This is a genomic window from Massilia sp. TSP1-1-2, from assembly GCF_049896185.1.
Classification (GTDB): Bacteria; Pseudomonadota; Gammaproteobacteria; order Burkholderiales; family Burkholderiaceae_D; genus Telluria_A.
Map to the genome: position 1 here is coordinate 1 of NZ_JAFCTU010000005.1, position 11,311 is coordinate 11,311.

Annotated in this window: 11 protein-coding genes; 4 read left to right on the forward strand and 7 right to left on the reverse strand. The window is 61.8% G+C overall.

Annotated features, from left to right (window positions below; all coding sequences use genetic code 11):
• Nucleotides 1-85: 85 nt before the first annotated feature.
• The 4 genes from ACP7BV_RS05560 to ACP7BV_RS05575 are packed head-to-tail and all read left to right on the forward strand — an operon-like array spanning nucleotide 86 to nucleotide 3,812.
• On the forward strand, nucleotides 86-979 hold the full coding sequence (locus ACP7BV_RS05560) for a LysR family transcriptional regulator (RefSeq protein ID WP_426102356.1): 894 nt from the start codon (nucleotides 86-88) through the stop codon (nucleotides 977-979).
• 46 nt (nucleotides 980-1,025) lie between these two features.
• Complete coding sequence (locus tag ACP7BV_RS05565) at nucleotides 1,026-2,147, forward strand: M14 family metallopeptidase (protein WP_426102358.1); 1,122 nt, start codon at nucleotides 1,026-1,028, stop codon at nucleotides 2,145-2,147.
• Between the two features lie 2 nt (nucleotides 2,148-2,149).
• The gene (locus ACP7BV_RS05570; RefSeq protein WP_426102360.1) at nucleotides 2,150-2,620 is read left to right on the forward strand and encodes a CYTH domain-containing protein; all 471 of its coding nucleotides are present in this window, start codon (nucleotides 2,150-2,152) and stop codon (nucleotides 2,618-2,620) included.
• Nucleotide 2,621: 1 nt separating this feature from the next.
• The gene (locus tag ACP7BV_RS05575; RefSeq protein ID WP_426102362.1) at nucleotides 2,622-3,812 is read left to right on the forward strand and encodes a hypothetical protein; all 1,191 of its coding nucleotides are present in this window, start codon (nucleotides 2,622-2,624) and stop codon (nucleotides 3,810-3,812) included.
• Here ACP7BV_RS05575 and ACP7BV_RS05580 read toward each other — a convergent pair.
• The 7 genes from ACP7BV_RS05580 to ACP7BV_RS05610 form a co-directional block, all read right to left on the reverse strand.
• On the reverse strand, nucleotides 3,709-4,296 hold the full coding sequence (locus tag ACP7BV_RS05580; protein ID WP_426102364.1) for a hypothetical protein: 588 nt from the start codon (nucleotides 4,294-4,296) through the stop codon (nucleotides 3,709-3,711). The two genes, ACP7BV_RS05575 and ACP7BV_RS05580, sit on opposite strands and share 104 nt — an antisense overlap.
• Nucleotides 4,297-4,335: 39 nt before the next feature.
• Nucleotides 4,336-6,681, reverse strand: coding sequence for a CPBP family intramembrane glutamic endopeptidase (locus tag ACP7BV_RS05585; protein ID WP_426102366.1), 2,346 nt, complete (start codon nucleotides 6,679-6,681; stop codon nucleotides 4,336-4,338).
• Nucleotides 6,678-7,415: an ABC transporter ATP-binding protein gene (locus ACP7BV_RS05590; protein WP_426102368.1), complete on the reverse strand. Its 738-nt coding sequence runs from the start codon at nucleotides 7,413-7,415 to the stop codon at nucleotides 6,678-6,680. Before ACP7BV_RS05590 ends, ACP7BV_RS05585 begins: the two co-directional genes overlap by 4 nt.
• 207 nt (nucleotides 7,416-7,622) lie before the next feature.
• A complete protein-coding gene (locus ACP7BV_RS05595; protein ID WP_426102370.1) occupies nucleotides 7,623-8,888 on the reverse strand; it encodes a DUF2863 family protein in 1,266 nt (421 codons plus the stop codon).
• 263 nt (nucleotides 8,889-9,151) lie between these two features.
• Nucleotides 9,152-9,838, reverse strand: a complete 687-nt coding sequence (locus ACP7BV_RS05600) for a PAAR domain-containing protein (RefSeq protein ID WP_426102372.1) — start codon at nucleotides 9,836-9,838, stop codon at nucleotides 9,152-9,154.
• 45 nt (nucleotides 9,839-9,883) lie between these two features.
• Complete coding sequence (locus tag ACP7BV_RS05605) at nucleotides 9,884-10,534, reverse strand: WG repeat-containing protein (protein WP_426102374.1); 651 nt, start codon at nucleotides 10,532-10,534, stop codon at nucleotides 9,884-9,886.
• Nucleotides 10,531-11,268 carry a T6SS effector amidase Tae4 family protein gene (locus ACP7BV_RS05610; protein ID WP_426102376.1) on the reverse strand — a complete coding sequence of 246 codons (738 nt, stop codon included), beginning with the start codon at nucleotides 11,266-11,268 and terminating at the stop codon, nucleotides 10,531-10,533. Before ACP7BV_RS05610 ends, ACP7BV_RS05605 begins: the two co-directional genes overlap by 4 nt.
• Between the last annotated feature and the right edge of the window lie 43 nt (nucleotides 11,269-11,311).

The following is an 11,311-nucleotide window of genomic DNA, read 5'->3' on the forward strand; positions in this document are numbered from 1 at the left end:
GTAGTCAGATGTTTGTAGATTTTTGCCATGGCGGCACCTTACAGCAGAAGGTGTTGCACTTGGTCTTTGAGAACGCCGTGAAATCATGGAACTTCTCAAGGAAATGGCGATTTTTGCCCAGGTTGTCGATAGCGGGAGCTTTTCGGCAGCGGCGCGCCAGCTCGGCATCGCGACCTCCGCCGTCAGCCGCCACGTGTCGCGGCTCGAGGCGCATATGGGCGCCCGCTTGCTCCAGCGCACCACCCGCTCGCTGTCGCTGACCGAACTGGGCGCGCAGGTCCATGCCGGCTGCACGCGCATGCTGGCGTCAGCGCGTGAAGTTAATGCCCTGGCCGGCCGCTACAGCGCCCAGCCCACCGGCGTGATCCGCGTGACCGCGCCCATCGTATTCGGACAAATGTGGCTGGCGCCCCGTCTGCCGCTCTTTCTGGCCCGGTATCCCGACGTTGACGTCCATCTGACCCTGGTCGACCGTACCGTCGACTTGATCGAGGAGGGCGAAGACCTGGCCATCCGCATCGCGCGCGACCTGGCGCCAGGCCTGGCCGCGCGGCCATTGTGCGCGCTGACGTATGTACTGGTGGCTTCAAGCGGCTACCTCGACGCGCACGGCGTGCCCGCCACGCCGGCCGAGCTGGCCAATCACCGCTGCATCTGCCTGCGCCATGCGGAGCTGGGCGGCAGCTGGAGCATGCAGCGCGGCGCCGAGACCGCCAGCGTGGCGGTGCCAACGCGCGTGACCATCAACAACAGCGCGGCGGTGATGGCGGCGGTGGAGGCGGACGGCGGCATTGGCCTGGTCAGCGACTTTGCGGCGCGCGCCGCGCTGGCCGACGGCCGCGTGCGTCCCGTGCTGGCCGACTGGCAAGTGGGCGATCCGCACCGGCGCATGATTCACGCGGTGTATGTGCCGGGGCGCCATATTGCCCTCAAAATACGCGCGCTCATCGATTTCCTGGCAGCGTCAGCCGACGTTTAATCCGGTATCATGCCTTCATTGTGAAACCACTAACAAGAGAGCCTTCATGCCTATCAAAATCAGCCAGCAATTCGATTCCGGCGCCATCGAAGTGGTACAGGCCAACAATGCCCACCAGATCGACCTGAACTTGCGCGCCGATTCGCACGCAGACATCCACCAGTGGTTTCACTTCCGCCTGCAAGGCGCGCGCGACCAGGCCTGCACGATCCGCTTCTTGAATGCCGGCAAGGCTACCTATCCGGGCGGGTATCAAGGCTACCAGGTCGCCGCCAGCTACGACACCGAAAACTGGTTCCGCGTGCCCACCACCTTTGACGGCCAGGTGATGACGGTCACCCACACGCCCGAGCTCGACAGCGTCTACTACGCCTACTTCGAGCCGTACTCGTGGGAACGCCACCTGACGCTGCTGGGCGAAGTGGCCGACAATCCCATCGCGCGCGTGCACGACCTGGGCAGCTCGATCGAAGGTCGCGACATGAACCTGGTCGTCATTGGCAACCCTGCGGCCGAGAAAAAAATCTGGGTCATCGCGCGCCAGCACCCGGGCGAGACGATGGCTGAATGGTTCGTCGAAGGCATGATCGATGCGCTGCTCGATTCCGCCAACCCGATCGCGCGCAAGCTCTTGCAGCGCGCCGTGTTTTACATCGTGCCGAACATGAATCCCGACGGCGCGGTGCGCGGCAACCTGCGCACCAACGCGGCCGGCGCCAACCTCAACCGCGAATGGATGACGCCGTCGCTTGAACGCAGCCCCGAAGTACTGTGCGTCAAAAACAAGATTCATGAAGTCGGCTGCGACATGTTCTTCGACATTCATGGCGACGAAGCATTGCCTTACAACTTCGTCGCTGGCAACGAAATGCTGGCCGACTTCACGCCCGAGCGCGCCGCCAAGCAAAAAGCGTTCGTGGACCAGTACATGCTGTCGAGCCCGGACTTCCAGAACGTCCACGGTTATGCCGCCAGCAAGTACAACGAAGACATGCTCACGCTCGCTTCCAAGTACATCGGCCACACCTTCAAGTGTTTGTCGCTGACGCTGGAAATGCCGTTCAAGGACAATGCCGACTTGCCCGATGCCTACACCGGCTGGAATGGCCCGCGCAGTGCCGAGCTGGGCAAGGCAATCCTGCAGCCTATCCTCAGCTCGCTGGACTGACCGTGGGCGTCGAGATCGAGCGCAAGTTCCTGCTCACCGGCGACGCCTGGCGCGCGCTGGGCGAGCCGGTGCTGCTGCGCCAGGGCTATTTGTCGTCGGACCCGGAGCGCACCGTGCGCGTGCGCGTCGAAGGCGAACAAGGCACCATGACCATCAAGGGCTTGAGCACGGGCGCCACGCGGGGCGAATGGGAGTATCCGATTGCGCTGGCCGACGCCAACGAATTGCTCGAGCGCCTGTGCCACCAGCCCATCATCGAAAAATACCGGCGCCGGATTGCCTTTGCCGGCAACATCTGGGAAGTCGATGAGTTTTTGGGCGCCAACGCGGGCCTGGTGGTGGCCGAAATCGAACTGGCGACCGAAGACCAGCGCTTCGACAAGCCCGACTGGATCGGCGCGGAAGTCACGCACGACCGGCGCTATTTCAATTCCAGCCTGGTCAAGCTGCCGTATTCGGCCTGGACCGCATGAAATGAATTTCATCTACCTGTGGGAGGGGCCGGAGCCGCGCAGCGTGGACGAGGCAAGGAGCCTGATCGCTGCGGCGCCGGCCGCGCCCGTGGGTCAAAACCCGACGTTTCTTGTCCTGGCGGCGCGCCTGATGGAGCGCTTCCCGAACGACCTTTACGCGGCCGAGGCGGACGATGTCTGGATCGACGGCGTCGTTACCGGCGTGACTGATGCGCGCGTCTTCATCCTGGGCGTATCGCAGAACGAGCAAAAGGTCACCGACTTTGTGTTCGAGACCGCGCGCAGCCTCGGCCTGCACACCTACGACAAATTTTACCGGCGCGTGCGCACGGCCTCGGACGCCGTTCTGCCGAGCGTTGCGCAGTATGACCTGGGTTACACCAGCTGGGTGACCAGGATGACCAAGGCCGACGCGCGCTACGCCGTCAACGCCGCCTTGCTCAATATCTTCGCGCCCCACGGCTTCGTGCGCGAGCAGGCCGGCGGCAACTGCGTGCGCTTGCTCGAAGGCGCTCGCCAGCGCGTGCATTTTGCGATCAACAGCCGCTTCGATGCCTGGGAATTCAGAATGTCCTTCCTGGTGCGCTACGACGCGCTCGAAGCGATCGTCGTGCCGCTGGTGGGCAAGCGGGACGATCCGGATGCCTTTGCCGCCAGCGCCACGTTCTCGGTGGCGCTCCATGCCTTTCCCGATGGCCGCAAGTCAGCCTTTGAAGTGGCCGACATCACGCAGGTTGACGCCGCCGTGCAGGCGCTGGCACCCTTGCTGCTTGGCCAGGTGCTGCCATTTCTCGACCGCTGCCGCGACCTTGCTGGCTGCAACCGTGAATTATCGGAGGCGCCGACGCTGGTTCGCGTCTCGCCGGCAGCCCACTTGATTCTCGCCTTGCTGGAGCGCGATCCCGGTCTTGACGCGCTCATCGAGCGCCATAAGGGGGAGGTCGAGGTGATCGATTTTATCCGCCGCTACGATCATGCGGCGCCATCGCTGCTGGGATTGCAGTGGACCTGCCCCTATCTTCCATTTAACAAGAAGATCGGGCAAGCGGTCCGGCACCCTGAATTGGGGGGCGCAGTCGTCGTCGGCATCAGGGGGCAGCGCGATGGCACCCGGGTGTATCTTGACTACGGGCGCGAGGGCCTGACGCAGCTTGATATTGCTTCTGCGAGCCTGGTGCAGGACATGGTGTAGCAACGCCGGGCGCTCGTCCTGCGCCATGCTTTTTCTTGAACGCGGCAAAGTCTGGAAGGTCGTCGGCCGGCCCGACTATCGGGAAACTTTTTAATGACGAGGATGCGAATTCGCCCGTCGGCAGCTCGGTAGCGACAACCAGCCATTGTTCGCCCACCTTCGGCAACAAAAGCTGCACGCAATCGGGGCCGCCAACGGCAAGAAAAACATCGTTGATGATCAGCGTTGCTGCGCGATGCTTGCCCCAGGTGCGCGTCACCTGGATGATCGTCAGCTCCGGGGTATAGGCGTTGGGCATGCCGGCGTTCACCGGCGCGCCTTTCCCAACGGCCAGCACCTTACCCAAAAACGCTTGCTCGTAGCGCTCCAGTTTGACATGCCCAGGGTCGGAAAACGGCCCTCGGCACGCCCACGCGCCTTCTGCCAGCAGCACCCAGGCAGTCAGCGCAAGGAGGAGGCGACAGGCGGTCATGCGAACGTTCATGGTTAAATTCATAGTCAGGCAGACAGTGAGGTAGACCGGTTACTGCACGAGCACAACGGCGTTGTACAGCGCATGCACCAGCACTGGCGCAAGCAGGGCGCGCGTCTTGTCGTACACGTAGGCCGTGCACAGTCCGAGCACGAACACCGGCAGCACCGACGCCGCAGGATGGATGATGGAAAACAGCGCGCTGCTCATCAGCATGCTCGGCACCAGGCCCATCGAACGGCGCAAGCCTCCAAAGACCAGGCCGCGAAAAATGAATTCTTCGCACAGGGGCGCGGCCACCACGGCCAGCAGGAACAGCAAGTAGCCTTCTAGCTTGCCGGCCGCGCCAAAAGCGTCCGGGAACAGCTGCCAGCGTGCGATCAAGTGCAGGTAGCCCAGTGCGAAGGCGGCAGCCGCGGCGCCACCCCCCAAGGCCCACCCAAGCGCTGCGGCTGGTGGACCTGCCAGCATGGCAGGCACGCCGCCGGTTTTTCCCAGCCAGTAGACCAGCCTCATGGTGGCGTAGACCAGCACGCCGCTGGCGCTAAAAGCCACCACCAGCGCTTCGCCCGGCGGTACTTTTGCCAGTGCCGTGAACGCCAGCAGGATCGCGCCCTGCAAGACAAAAAACAGCATTGCCGCAATCAGGCCGTCGGCAGTCGATACGCGCGCCGGCGGCGCGACAGCCGGGTCGAGCAGGTAGGGCAGCTGGTCGCGGGCCTTTTGCCACAAGGCGGCGGCGAGCGAGGCCATCAGCACCAGGAGCACCAGCTTGTGGGACCAGAGGTCGGCACTGACCGCATATATGTACAGGCCGGAGAGCATCATGTACAGATAGCTGTAGCTTGGCTTGATCTTGTTGCGCGCGTCTTCTGCCAGCGGATCGCAGGCAAACACGCCAAGCGCGACCGCGATCACCGCAAAGATCGGCACGCCGGCCAGCACCATCGCAAAGCGGCTCAGCGTGGCCGCCGCCATGCCGGGCGCAAACCACAGCGCCGCGCCCAGGATGAGCAGCGGATAGACCAGTGCCAGCGCGGCCCAGAATTGCGCCTTTTCCTTGAGCACGCTTTCCAGCGAACGGGGAAAGGTGTACAGCATCCACAGCGATTGGCCCTCGTTGTTCAAGGTCTGGAAGGCTGACAGCAACAGCATGTACGAACCGATGCCAAAGGCCATGCCCGCCATGAACTTGGGACTGCTGGCGATCTCGGCCAGCGCATCGGGCGAGCCGGTCAACAGCAGCTGGCTGCCGACGATGATCAGCGGCAGCAGCAGGCTCTGGATCAGGAAGTTGCGGTCGCGGCTGAGCAGGCGCAGTTCGCGCCGCTTGATGGGCGAGGCGGGCAGCAGGCGCGCAAACCGGCCGGCGGGCGCAGTGCGCGGCGTGCTGCGGGCGCTTTCGCGGGCGCCGGCCGCCACCACGCCGTGGCGGAGCTGGTAGCGCAGCAGATGCATGCCGGCCCACAGCGGCGCCGCCAGCTCAAGCAGCAACAAGGCGAGCCGGGCGAGCGCTTCGCTTGGCGTGGCGGCGTCGATGGTGCGCAGCAGCAGTCCGGGCGGCGTCCACAGCATCCATGGCGGCGCGCTGCGTGCGATGGCGAGGATGGGTGAGCCGGCATGCATGGTGCCGAAGGCGTAGGCCAGGTACATGAACGGCAAGCCCACGACTGCCATCACGGCCTGCACATTGCGCAGCTGCGAGGGCGCGAGCGACATGCGCAGGCCGGTGTCGGCCAGCGTGCGCAGCATGGCCGCCAGCGGCAGCAGCAGCAGCAGGGCGCCAGCGGCGCCGATCCATGCTGCGCTCCAGCGAAAGCCCGCATACCAGGCTAGCATCGTGCAGCACGGCGCGAGCAGGATCCAGCCGGTCGGGTTGACCAGCGTGCGTTCGAACACGCGAGCGCGCAGCAGCGTGGCGCGGCGCGCTGGCAGCGTGACCAGCCATTCGAGGTCCCAGTCGGCAGCGGCAATCGCCCGGCTGCTCAGGGGCAGCATCACGCTCACCAGGAACAGCAGCGAGAGCTGCAGCGTCAGTGCCGCCCGGACTGGTGGCGCGAGCGGCCCGGCATGCAGCTCGTCGGCCGCCGCATCGAGGTTCACGCGCGCGGGCTCGCCGTTGTGCCGCACCTGCAGGCAGGCGCTCGCGGGCGCCAAAAAGCACTGCATGTTCAGCATCGACTGGCGCGACACATTCAGCACCGACAGCAGCATCGCCATGGCAAGCAATGCCGAGAGCACCCAGCCGATGCGCTGCTTGGCAGGCGTGGCGGGACGGCTGCCCGGTTTTTTTGGGCCGAACCGAAAGCGCGTCACCATGTTTGCCAGGCGCTGCAGGCGCAGGCGCGCGATGAGCCAGATGGCGCGTGCGGGCGTGGTTGCGCGCCGCGCCGTCATTTAGCCGGCTCGCCGCTGTCGTCAGTGATCTTGAGAAAAAGTTCTTCCAGCGAGCCGCCAGCCGAGACGCTGGCCCGGATGTCGTCAAGCGTGCCGGTAGCCACCAGCGCGCCGTGGTGGATGATGGCGACCCGGTCGCACAGCTTTTCGGCCATGTCGAGCAAGTGGGTCGACACAAAAATGGTGGTGCCTTGCGCGGCCGCTGCCAGCAGGCGCTCTTGCACGTCGCGCGAGGCGCGCGGGTCGAGCCCGTTGATGGGCTCGTCGAGGATCAGCACGGCGGGATCATGGATCAGCGCGCAGGCCAGAGCGAGCTTTTTCTTCATACCCATGGAATAGTTGACGGCAAATTCTTCGGTCACGTCCATCAGACCGAGTTCCTTGAGCAACCGCGCGGCACGCTCTTGCGCCTGGCCTCTTGGAAAGCCGTGCATCTCGGCGACGAACTGCAGGATTTCGCGACCGCGCAGGAAGTCGTAAAAAATCGGATTGTCGGGCAGGTAGCCGACCCGGCGTTTGACGTCGGTGGCGTCCTTGTGGCAGTCGAAGCCATCGATCAGCACGCGCCCGGCGCTCGGGGCGAGGATGCCCATCATCATGCGGATGGTGGTGGTCTTGCCGGCGCCGTTCGGGCCAAGGAAGCCGAACACCTCGCCGGGCCGGACGGTGAGCGAGAGCGGCTTGACGGCGGCAAAGGCGCCGTAGGTTTTGGTAAGGGCGTCGAATTGAATCATGATGCATTCCGCGTTTGTTTGCGCAGATCATAGCACCGGTGGGAGCGGGGCCGTTGGCGGCGCTTGCCGGAATGGCGCGCTGCGCGCTTTTCCGCCCTACGTTCCACGCGATACCCGGCAAGCGCTACGTAGGGCGTAAAAGCGTAGCGCATTACGCCATGAAGTGCCACGAAAAAAAACCCGGAGGCCCCGGGTTTTTTGAATCGATCAGTGGAAGTGCTCACTGCCCGCCGGCGCATCGTCGGGCATTTCGGCATGCACCAGCTCACCGACCGGATCCGCAAACAGCGGCCCGCCGCAATCGTCGCAATACTCGGCGATATAGCGTTCGCTGTGGCGCTTGACGTGCGTGACGCCCGCGTCATTGAGGTGGGCGAGGATTTCGTCGAGCGGCGCCTTTTGGTCTTCCAGGCCGCCGATGCCGGCGCTGATCAAGCCTTCAATTGGCGTGCCGTCTTCGTCTTCCTGGCCATACAGCGGCCACACGATGCCGTAGATGACATCCGTCGCCTGGCGCATGGTAAAACCGACGCGGTATTCGTCGATCTGGCCTTCGGCCGACTCTTCGCCAAAGCCGGCGACGACGGCGCGCAGGTCGGACGGTTCAACGCCGAGCGTATTGGTCAGGTAGTGAATCGCAGCGCGGATCGAGACCGGGCGGATCAGTTTGTCGGCTTCGCGGCAGGCCACGTAATACGCTTCGGGCAGCAGCAGTTCGATCCCGCAGCCAGGCAAGAGCCGCGTGACGGTGTCGGTGGCCTGGGTGCGCCACTGCTCGAGCGCGTTGGCGCGTTCGATGGTGAAATTCATCTGGTGCTGCGGCGCCTGCCAGCGAAACAGCGGCGCGCCCAGCGGCGCCACGACGGCGATCAAGAGGTAGCGCGTGTCGGCCAAAAAGGGCGCGGTTTCAGCCGGCTTGGCGATGGGTTTGATGGCAGTGCCCTTATAGGCGGCCTGCGCCAGCTTGTGGGTGGCGGCGTAGGTTTCGGCGTGGGTGCGCGGCAGCTGGTCGATTGCGAACAGGGTAGGGGCCATTGACATGCGCACGCCATCGGCCAGCAGGTGGGCGCCGAAATGGGCCGACAGCGTGGACAGGATGTCGGCCGGGATAGTGCCCGAAGCGATAGAAAAGCGCGTCCATGCGAGGATGGGCGCGGCCACCAACAGCGCTTGGTAGGTGGTTTCGACGCCTTCGTGCTGGTCGACCATGACGGACGATTCGCTGACCGCTTCGACGCCTTCCATCAGCGTGTCGTAGGCGTTCAGGTCTTCCTTGAACAGTACGTTGAGGGTGGTGTCGACGGTGTCCTGATGGCCGGTCTTGAGCAGCTTTTGAAGTTGCGTATCCAACTGGCGTTCCAGGGCCCGCTCTTCGATGCGGCTGGCAGCCTGCACGATTGCCTGGCTGATGCTGACCAGCCGCTGGCTTTCGGCCGACAGTTTATGAGAAGAATCTTTGGATGGACGACGCATGGCGAATAAGGATCTTTTTTAAGTGGATGGACTGAGCTGGTGTTTCGAACAATGATAAACCCTTATCGGCCCTATTGTAGTGCATTCCGAATAGGAGGATGAAGACAGCGCAAGAAGAGGGGAAATCGGGTTGGTCAGATGATAAGAGCGCCTGTGTGCATACACATCGCAGGCGCAAAAAACACGCCGGGCGAACCCGGCGTTTCTGTGAACGGCTGCGCTAGCGACGCCATGCGGCGAGCGAAATTATTTACACCCTCCGCTCATGCCGCCGCCTCTTCATGAACAGTGATCAGCGTTTTGCCGGCGAACGCGTTCATCAGTTTGGCACTGCCATCAGCGCCGACCTTGGCACGTAAAGTAATTTTCTTCACTCCTTCAAGCACGTCCGCGCCCCGATCATCTTCAATCAGAATGTCGACCATCTCGCCTGGTGCATAGTTTTCCGTCTTCACATGCAAATTCAGGTCTACGTAGAAGCGCGAAACACCGCTGACCGGGGTTTCCTCAGCGCCGTAAGACCATGAAACAGCCGTGACTTTTTTCTGCTTGTCGTCATCTTTTTTCGCTTTTGGGGAAGGCGCGCTCACTGCGGCGGCAACCGCTGCAACTGCTGCGGCATCCGCCAGGGCGGCTGTAGCTGCAGCAGATTTTGCGGCAGCCGCGCCGGCGGATGATCCACCGCCCGTGTCGACGATATCGGTAAACTGGGTGGCGACGAGCGTGGCGCCACAGGATGTCTTCATCCCCGCGAGCGCCACACCCTTGCCGTAGAACGTGGTCGTCAAGACTCCCTCGATGATCGGGAAAGTTCCCTTGCATTTTGGGCAGGACACTTTATGGCCTATGTAGGCAATCGGCTTGCCGTGGCAGATGTCCGTCATCGAACCCTCCAGCACCTTGCCGCCGTGATCGGTAGGATCGCCTTGCCGAATGATTTCACCAGCCATAGATTCTTTCTGAGTCGCACATTGTCTTTACGCTTTCTTGGAAATCTAGTCCCCAGCCAGCCCATCCGGTGGCCGGCACGGCTGATCTTTCGGATAGCCCCCGACGCCTTCTACTGTGCTGCAACTGGGGAGTTTGGGTAGCGAAACACGTTTCAAAATCTCGTGTTTCTTGTTAATTACAAAACCCTCGCCGCCATAGTACGCTTCCCTATTGCACTCTATGCAGTCCGGTCTGCAGTTTTTGCAAACGAATGCCTTTTGCTGGTGAAACGAACCACAGCGGTTATAGATGGGAGGAATGATGATCTTGAAGTCGGACAGCCGAAAAAAGCCGCAGTTGTACTGATCAAATTTGCTTGTTGATTTTTTTGCCGGGACCGAAAAGGTCGCAATGCCGCCTTCTGCGTCCCGATAATCGTAATTGCCAGATTCGATGCCAGGAACGACCACGATCCCCTTTCGGTTGACCGCTACCGTTTCGTACGGTTCGAGATGGACGACAGCAAAGCCGTTCCGCTGAAATTTTACGCGGCCCAGATATTCCGGCTTGATGCGTCTTTCCTCTGCCTTGTGTTCGAAACAGGCTGCGGTCCATTTGCCTTTGGGACAGGTCACTTTGTTGTTGGACGCGTTCGCAGCAGTCCCGCTGGCCAAACAAGCCAGGGTCAGCAGAATACCGATACAAAAAGCTCTCATTTCAGCTCCCAGAACCCAATATGGGTCACATACTCGATTGGTCCAAGGCCAAGGTCTCCCATATAGGTGAACCAGAAATAGTAGTGCATGTTGCTAGGATCCCCATGGGTTGTGGCAAAAGCAAGCTCCTTTTTTTTGCCATCCCACATCGTGAAGTGGCCGGAGGCGAGCTCCCAGCCCGCAACCTTGAACACGATGATTCCGCTTTTTCCCGCTAACTGTGTGTTTATGAATTGTTGACCCTTTGCCTTGCGCGCGGCGCAAACCTCAAGAAATTTTGGATGCCATTCCGTCGCTTCCTTCGGGATCGGATCGAACTTCAGCTCGGCATCGAATCCCTTAAAACGTTTTACGAGTTCATCCCGCAATTCATTCAATCGGATCCAATACCACTTGCCATCAGCGCCACGCATGCTGGAATCTTGGTCGGCGGTTTTAGATAGGGCAAATCCACTTTTCAAGAGTGCATACGACATTCGGGTCGCGCAGGTGTTCTGCAGGTATTTTGTTTTCTCCTGACCGATAAACTCACCCTTGATCTTGCCGTTGTAGAGGAAATCGCGCGAAACATTAGTTGCAGGATAGTGCAACTGCATGTCAGCCAAAGAGGGCCGGTTCGGTTTGACTGAGGCAGAAACGGTGCCGGCGGTTGCAGTGATTGCCAAGAGGAGAGCCTTTTCGATTAGGACATTGCGGTCAGCGACACCGGGCGCGGAAGCAAGTTCTTCAGTCACCGAACGTCGAAGTGAGTCAATTTTATCATTGAAACAATAATAA

Excerpts from the sequence above, each read along its gene's own strand:
- ACP7BV_RS05560 (WP_426102356.1), top strand. The coding sequence starts at position 86 with ATGGAACTTCTCAAGGAAATGGCGATTTTTGCCCAGGTTGTCGATAGC.
- ACP7BV_RS05565 (WP_426102358.1), top strand. The coding sequence starts at position 1,026 with ATGCCTATCAAAATCAGCCAGCAATTCGATTCCGGCGCCATCGAAGTG.
- ACP7BV_RS05575 (WP_426102362.1), top strand. The coding sequence starts at position 2,622 with ATGAATTTCATCTACCTGTGGGAGGGGCCGGAGCCGCGCAGCGTGGAC.
- ACP7BV_RS05580 (WP_426102364.1), bottom strand. The coding sequence starts at position 4,296 with ATGAACGTTCGCATGACCGCCTGTCGCCTCCTCCTTGCGCTGACTGCC.
- ACP7BV_RS05585 (WP_426102366.1), bottom strand. The coding sequence starts at position 6,681 with ATGACGGCGCGGCGCGCAACCACGCCCGCACGCGCCATCTGGCTCATC.
- ACP7BV_RS05590 (WP_426102368.1), bottom strand. The coding sequence starts at position 7,415 with ATGATTCAATTCGACGCCCTTACCAAAACCTACGGCGCCTTTGCCGCC.
- ACP7BV_RS05595 (WP_426102370.1), bottom strand. The coding sequence starts at position 8,888 with ATGCGTCGTCCATCCAAAGATTCTTCTCATAAACTGTCGGCCGAAAGC.
- ACP7BV_RS05600 (WP_426102372.1), bottom strand. The coding sequence starts at position 9,838 with ATGGCTGGTGAAATCATTCGGCAAGGCGATCCTACCGATCACGGCGGC.
- ACP7BV_RS05605 (WP_426102374.1), bottom strand. The coding sequence starts at position 10,534 with ATGAGAGCTTTTTGTATCGGTATTCTGCTGACCCTGGCTTGTTTGGCC.